Source organism: Daejeonella sp., from assembly GCF_049655485.1.
Lineage (GTDB): Bacteria > Bacteroidota > Bacteroidia > Sphingobacteriales > Sphingobacteriaceae > Daejeonella.
The window spans coordinates 1-5168 of record NZ_JBASJU010000272.1 but is presented as its reverse complement, the minus strand read 5'-3'; the positions used below and the strand labels follow the sequence as shown (position 1 = coordinate 5168).

The 5168-nt window shown below is 44.7% G+C and carries 7 protein-coding genes; 1 reads left to right on the top strand and 6 read right to left on the bottom strand.

The genetic code is table 11. The annotated features are described in order from the left end of the window. Positions 1–27: 27 nt before the first annotated feature. The gene (locus WBJ10_RS11705; protein ID WP_424290499.1) at positions 28–819 is read right to left on the bottom strand and encodes a hypothetical protein; all 792 of its coding nucleotides are present in this window, start codon (positions 817–819) and stop codon (positions 28–30) included. Between the two features lie 162 nt (positions 820–981). On the opposite strand from WBJ10_RS11705, the gene WBJ10_RS11700 reads away from it, so the two are divergent. Continuing rightward, the gene (locus tag WBJ10_RS11700; RefSeq protein ID WP_424290497.1) at positions 982–1650 is read left to right on the top strand and encodes a hypothetical protein; all 669 of its coding nucleotides are present in this window, start codon (positions 982–984) and stop codon (positions 1648–1650) included. Positions 1651–1701: 51 nt separating this feature from the next. Here the strand turns inward: WBJ10_RS11700 and WBJ10_RS11695 are convergent, their stop codons facing one another. The 5 genes from WBJ10_RS11695 to WBJ10_RS11675 are packed head-to-tail and all read right to left on the bottom strand — an operon-like array spanning position 1702 to position 4692. Further along, positions 1702–2217, bottom strand: a complete 516-nt coding sequence (locus WBJ10_RS11695; protein WP_424290495.1) for a hypothetical protein — start codon at positions 2215–2217, stop codon at positions 1702–1704. Continuing rightward, entirely contained in the window at positions 2214–2954 is a 741-nt protein-coding gene (locus tag WBJ10_RS11690; protein WP_424290493.1) for a hypothetical protein, read from the bottom strand. Before WBJ10_RS11690 ends, WBJ10_RS11695 begins: the two co-directional genes overlap by 4 nt. After that, entirely contained in the window at positions 2938–3591 is a 654-nt protein-coding gene (locus tag WBJ10_RS11685) for a DUF6266 family protein (RefSeq protein WP_424290491.1), read from the bottom strand. The genes WBJ10_RS11690 and WBJ10_RS11685 overlap by 17 nt, the downstream gene beginning before the upstream one ends. 31 nt (positions 3592–3622) lie before the next feature. After that, positions 3623–3991, bottom strand: a complete 369-nt coding sequence (locus tag WBJ10_RS11680) for a hypothetical protein (RefSeq protein WP_424290489.1) — start codon at positions 3989–3991, stop codon at positions 3623–3625. A 59-nt stretch (positions 3992–4050) separates the two neighbouring features. Further along, the gene (locus WBJ10_RS11675) at positions 4051–4692 is read right to left on the bottom strand and encodes a DUF6266 family protein (protein ID WP_424290487.1); all 642 of its coding nucleotides are present in this window, start codon (positions 4690–4692) and stop codon (positions 4051–4053) included. Positions 4693–5168: the final 476 nt, after the last annotated feature.

Genomic DNA, 5168 nt, shown 5'->3' with positions numbered 1-5168 from the left:
AGAATGATAATAGAAAGTGCGGTTATCCTAAAACTCATATCCTAAAGAAATTTGAGGGGAATAGCCTAAAGTTGGATGAGAAGCGACAGAGAAATCAATCTGAATTTTGTTGTAATTGATGCCAAATCCCGTGTATTGTTTGAAAGGATTTACTGAAATACCCCCTCTCAGGGACATCCACTTGATGATATTATATTCCATACCAACAATTCCATCCAAAGGATAATCCAGGTGCTTTCGGATGTCAGCAACAACTAATATTTTATCCGTGAATTGAATTGAACTTCCCAGAGATAATTTAACCGGTAAGGCCGAAGTTGGCAAATCATTGTAGAGACTCCGATTGGGGTTTGAAATATGACTTGCAATACAAAATTCACTGGTTATCCTCAGTTTTGCGCCAAGGTCAAAAGTAAAAGCCTTCGCAGACCCATACTGAGAAATGCTCAACTGGTAATATCTTAATCCAATTGCAAGGCTAAATGAATCACCGAAACTTTTAGCGTAACATAATCCTGCTATCTGTTCTGTATACTCATTTAGCCCATATCTTTGGAAACTAAGCCCAAAAACATTGCCCGAAAATGGAAAAACAAGAACGGCACTTTGCGTACTTACTTCGCTGTCCAGAAAATGTTGCTCATATGCAACTGAAAGCATCGGCCTTTTAAAAACTGTAATCCCGGCGGGGTTTTGATGTACAGACCAAATATCGGATACTGCTGTCCCCCCCGAACCCATAGCAATCAATCTTGGGCCCGGATTCTGGCCGTAAATCCGTGTATTTAATACCAAGAGAATTAATAAAGCATACTTCATAACCGAAATTATCGAAGTGCTTCATCGCAAGAAAATGAATTTATTTAACGGCAGGGGTAACAAATTCAAATATTAACCGTCTTTATTATAAATTTAAACAAAGCACCCATTTCAAATGCCTCTCTGTTAGGGGAGTTCTAACCAATCCTAACCTAAACAAACATGAAAAAATTCATTTTTACAGCTGCTATACTCCTAATTGGAGTAACTGCTTTCGCGCAAAGCGGAAAAAAATTAAATGAAGGCACACTGGTTTATGCCGTTGAGTGGAATTTACCGGAGCAAATGGCAGCAATGGCCAGTAATTTCCCTACTGAGTTAAAGGTACATTTTAAAGGAGATTCTGCTAGTTTGAAGGCTGAATCGGCGATTTATAGCAGTACGAATATCACTAACCTAAGTAAGGAATATGAGCGCATGTTGCTGGACATCCCGATGATGAACAAAAAGCTTTCGGTGATTTTCACGCCAGCAGATCAGGAGAGAATCGCAGTTAATATGCCAGATCTTGTCCTTACCGCTGGTACTGAAACTAAGACGGTTGCTGGATATAACGCTTTAAAATATGATGTAACCGAGAAAAAATCCAATCAGAATTCTTCAGCCTGGTTCACTAAGGACGTGGAAGTTACTCAAAACCCCCTAACCCGTTTTTACAACAAAAGCTATGGCTTCCCTGTGGAATTCACTACATACATGAATGGTCTTAGCGTTAAAGCCACGCTAAAGGAAGTGAAAGAGGGAACAGTGCCTGCCGGATCTTTCAGTGCGAGTAAAGATTATGAGGAAATTACTTTTGATCAGCTTATGCAAATGCAGGGAGGAAGGTAATATCGCTGATATATGATTTAAAAAAATGGGCGGCAAATTGTCGCCCTTTTTTTATACGAACTTTTTTAATTTCCCTGAGAGCCAGAGTGCAGCAGCTATTGCGAGTGCGACAGCAACAAGGAGCCACCAGTTTAACCTGGAAATGAGTGTCGATTTGGCACTTTCTACTTCTGCAGATCTTGTCTTTCGGGCGGTCTTTTCAACCTGTTTATTCCGATTTTTCCCAAACACTTTGGTACTCTCCAAACTTGCTTTCACTTGCTTTTCTGTTCCCGCCAACTCTATGCGGGATGCCTTGCCGATAAACCCTCGCTCTGCGGAGAAACTGAAGGTGTCGACAGGAAAGATTCGAACCATATATTCGTGGTTAGCTGAATCTGTCCTTAAGGCGATCTGGTTTGCCAGGAACGAAGCATCCGTATGGCTTTGCAAGCTTATATCGTGAGCAAGCTGTTTAGTAGACCGTGATACCTTGCGATCTGCACGCCTGATATTACACGAGCTAAGCACGAGCATACCTGTAAAACATACATAGAGAGTGCACCTTATTCTTCCTGATGATTTCATGGCCTGAGATTATAATAAAGGTTAATCCTGCTTTGCGCACCTCCGGATATTACTTCGGAATCTGAAATATACCTCGCGACTTTATAGACAGACTTCACCAACCTTCGCTTCCGATACACTCCATCCCCTTCCCGGCTACCAGAAATATTGGTATTCCCCTCAACAGAGATCATCCAGGTTCCATCCCACTGATCGATGAAACCGACGTGGGCAATGCGGTGTTTTTCGGGGAAATAGAGGCCGAAAATGTCTCCGGTTGTGGGAGTTGTACCCTGTTCGTTGTTAGTTGTTAGGCCGTGCGGATAGGCGTACGGTACGCTCGGTGGGAGTCCTTGCTCTTTGCTCTTTGTTCTTTGATCTGCAGCGGACCATATAATCAGACCTTCCCCAAACAAGTCCGGCGACCACCCCGTTCGTGGATTCCCCACCCCCGGCCTCCCATATACACAGCAATCGAATGCAGCGCACCACGGATTTCCTCTTGGGAGGTTTACATAGCGGAGATAGGTTTCTACTGCCGGGCCTGAATTGGGCTGCTGTTCGCGGACGCCAATTTGGGAAGTGTAGATTTGCTGCACTTTAGTTTGCATTACGGAAAGACCCGGGCTTTCACGGAATCGAAGAGATTCAGCCCTGCTCGTAAACCCGTTCATGGTGATCATGAACAATATGAAGAATATGGAAAACTTGATCAGTTCTACCAGTACTTCCTCTTGGTTTTCATTGTATGCTTTCATGTTCTTGTGGTTTTTTGGTGAGAATTTTTCCAAGGTATACACTATCAGAAAATGAGTCTAACAGTGATCTGTAAGCCAACCAAATGTGAAGCTCGTGGCCAAGCAATTGTACGGGGAACTTTGTGACACAAGCTTGTTCATAGCGCTTTGCAATGGCATGAACTTCCGTCCACTGCACCAAACCTGGGCAATAGATAAGCGCCATTAACTCATCATCGCTATAACCATTGGCGGCGCTGATCTTTGGCCACCAAAAGCATAGCTCGCCGGCTTCTGGCCGGTAAGTCATTTCAGCATTTGGCCGGGCAAGGTTACCACGGATAAGAGAAACTTTTGAAAAATCTATTTGCTGAGCCGGATATTCGCCCGTGATCGTCTCCGCCAGCATTTGTTTTGCCGCGGTATGCAGACCGGAGGATCTGGGATTTATCTTCCGATAGCTTTCGTCAATTATGCCCCGAATCGGCGAAAGAAAACGCATGACGATCCCAAATTTCTCTCGCTGAGCGATCTGCTTTAGAGAGGGTTTCTTGCTTTTAGTCTTAGAAACTTGTCTCACATAATTAACTCCTTTTCTCTGATAAAAGGTAAGGTCTCCGACCCGGCCGAAGATCATACCATTATGTAATTTTGCCATGATGTTGATTTTTAGGTTTCGATAAAGGAATTCAAATAATAGAGCCCAGTACCAAAACAAATGAATAAAAAATTGCCAGATAGAAACTCAGATAAATCAGCACTTTCTGCCAGGTTATGAGAGATTTGAAGTTGCGCTCAAAGTGCCAATCCGAATACTCAGCGAATACCGGCCAGATCACTTTGATGATCCACCATGTCCCGGCTTTGAATATTAAAATTGCCGACAAGGCCAGTATGATTGCGCTAAAGATCCCCGGATCAATTGCCGCAGCTGATGAGTCTACCATCCGGACGCCATACGGGAAGACCATAAAAACAAGGATGATGACGAAGATGCCCGTAAACTCCTTACTCAATGAAGGATAGGCGGATTGGAAATATTTTTCAATTAATTTCATGATGTTAAATTTTTAAGAATTAAATAAAAATGCGGCGGCGTTGTGCCGCCGCATGTGAATTAACCTACAATCTCAGACCCTGCATAGAAGGTCTTCGACAACTCGCCGGTTTGCTGCGACATGTAGTACATATAAATATGCACTGTTCGGCCTGTCCAGTGTGCTGGAAGAGCAACCGTCACCGCCTGGGAACTCCTCATAGTATTCGGAGGTCCCATTGCGAATGTGTTGGATTGCGGATCATAAACCAGGACCGTGAGCAGATCGTCTGCATAACCGTTGGTGACGATCACGTTATTGTCCCAGCTGATTTCCAGGCTGGCTACTCCCGCCAGGACGGTAACCGCCGCAGGTTCCGACAAACTACCATACGAAAATGCAGCATATGGATAGTCAATCTCATAATCCGGATAGATGCCAGTGATGGCATAGTTCAGGATCTGCTGCACTGCGGCGTTGAAGCTTGTGGCCTTGCCCTGCTTCACTTTCCCAAACCCAATGTTGAGCTGCCGTTTGACTGGCAGCAAAAAGCGGACGGCCAGGGCAAACTTGGCCTGCTGTTCCAACTGCTTTTCGCTCTTGGGTTTGTTACTCAATTTTGGGAGGCCCTTGATGTAACTGATGTCACGCCAACTGCTTCCGATAAAACTCCCGGCCTTGCCGGAGAAGGCTCCATTGCCTCCATTTCTAATTCTTCCCATGTTTTTTGGTTTAAAGGGTTAAAAAATCTGTTAAGTACCGGTACAGAACAAACATGGGAACAAGTCGAAAGCAGTCCAAATTTTGAGACTAATTGGGACTAATTGAGACGAATTGAGACGATTCTGGGACGATTCCCAGGAATATTATGGTTCAGAGACGATATGGCAGTCTTGGCTTTCCACGATAAATAAGAGTGCTGATAACAAGCAGGCAGACAGTTTCAGAAAAGAAATGAGACTAAGCTGGCATTGCCAGGACTACCGGCCGTTACCGTTTCGCTTCCGTTTCGGCATTCGCCGGATGCCGCCGAAGTGCGGGCAAAGAAAATTGAGTTGCTGAGGATAGCCGGAGCCGAAGCCGGGCGAAGAAATAGCGAAGCCAGAGCGAAGCCGTTCGAGGTCTGGGCGAAGAAATGGCGAAGCCCCGGCGGCTAATCAGCGAAAAAGTAGCAGTAAAACAGCGAATGCAGACCGGC

Excerpts from the sequence above, each read along its gene's own strand:
- WBJ10_RS11705 (WP_424290499.1), bottom strand. The coding sequence starts at position 819 with ATGAAGTATGCTTTATTAATTCTCTTGGTATTAAATACACGGATTTAC.
- WBJ10_RS11700 (WP_424290497.1), top strand. The coding sequence starts at position 982 with ATGAAAAAATTCATTTTTACAGCTGCTATACTCCTAATTGGAGTAACT.
- WBJ10_RS11695 (WP_424290495.1), bottom strand. The coding sequence starts at position 2,217 with ATGAAATCATCAGGAAGAATAAGGTGCACTCTCTATGTATGTTTTACA.
- WBJ10_RS11690 (WP_424290493.1), bottom strand. The coding sequence starts at position 2,954 with ATGAAAGCATACAATGAAAACCAAGAGGAAGTACTGGTAGAACTGATC.
- WBJ10_RS11685 (WP_424290491.1), bottom strand. The coding sequence starts at position 3,591 with ATGGCAAAATTACATAATGGTATGATCTTCGGCCGGGTCGGAGACCTT.
- WBJ10_RS11680 (WP_424290489.1), bottom strand. The coding sequence starts at position 3,991 with ATGAAATTAATTGAAAAATATTTCCAATCCGCCTATCCTTCATTGAGT.
- WBJ10_RS11675 (WP_424290487.1), bottom strand. The coding sequence starts at position 4,692 with ATGGGAAGAATTAGAAATGGAGGCAATGGAGCCTTCTCCGGCAAGGCC.